Raw genomic sequence first — 1,024 nt, 5'->3', positions numbered from 1 at the left:
GCTGTATACCAATAATTGTCTGCAAGATACTTATCCCATGCTACTGGGCCCTTACCATCTGTGTGAGTTGCACCTTCTGCTTGATAAGCAGCTGTAGCACCACCAAAAATAAAATCTTTAGGAAGTGTTTTAGTCATAAGTGTAAGTCCTTTCAAAAAAAGCATTTGAGACGAGATTCTGTGTTCTGAAAACCAAGGAAATGGAATGAGTGATCTCGTCTCAAATAACTTTTACAAATTTATTAATCAAACTGTTGTTGAACAAATGCAAGAGCACCTTTTCCGTCACGTGTCAATTTGATATATTGAGCTCCTTCAGTTTTTACAAGTTTAATGCCCAATTTATCTGTTTCAGCCTTCATATCATCGAAGTTTGAAGCGACCTGTGGAGCCAAGATTACCAAGTCAAACTCTGGCAACATTTCACGGTGAGCACCGTAACCACCCGCTGCCGCCTTGACTGGAACATTGTATTCTGCTGCTGCTTTGTTCAAGGCATTGGCAAGCAAGCCACTTGTACCTCCACCTGCACAAAGAACAAGGACATTAGTTTCTTTTGTGATATTATTGTTTGCTGCTACATCTTCTTTAGCAACGCCTGCTTTTCCAAGAACGGCATCTGCTTTAGCAGTATTGAAGTTTGCAGCTACTTTTTCTTTAAGAGCATCGTTTGTTTTACCAGAACGTTCTTCTTCAAGAATTTGTTCATCGTATACCTTAACAAATGGGTAATAAATGATAGTATCAACAACTACCAAGAGTCCGGCTAAGATAAATGATAGAACTTGGAAGTTAGTACCGAGTACAATTCCCAACGGACCAGGAGTAACCCATGGAAGGTTGGCAGAGAATGAGTTCATGTTCAATGTGTCAACAAAGAATTTAAAGATCCAAACGTTGACAATCGGAGTGAAAATGAACGGTACAAAGAAAATCGGATTCAATACGATTGGTGCACCAAATAAGATTGGCTCATTAACCCCAAAGAATGTTGGAACAACTGAGGCACGTCCGATGGCACGGTT

The 1,024-nt window shown here is 40.0% G+C and carries 2 protein-coding genes; both read right to left on the bottom strand.

The features are described from left to right. A partial coding sequence (locus tag AB0M30_RS47710) for a family 1 glycosylhydrolase (RefSeq protein ID WP_364599349.1) occupies window positions 1-137 on the bottom strand: 137 nt, incomplete at its 3' end. Between the two features lie 104 nt (window positions 138-241). After that, window positions 242-1,024, bottom strand: a 783-nt coding sequence (locus AB0M30_RS47705; protein WP_364599346.1) for a PTS lactose transporter subunit IIBC, incomplete at its 5' end; no start/stop codon positions are given.

It is taken from the genome of Amycolatopsis sp. NPDC051716, from assembly GCF_040681595.1.
In the GTDB taxonomy this organism is placed as follows: domain Bacteria; phylum Actinomycetota; class Actinomycetes; order Mycobacteriales; family Pseudonocardiaceae; genus Amycolatopsis.
The sequence above is the reverse complement of the archived record's forward strand: the minus strand, read 5'-3'. Positions and strand labels throughout refer to the sequence as shown.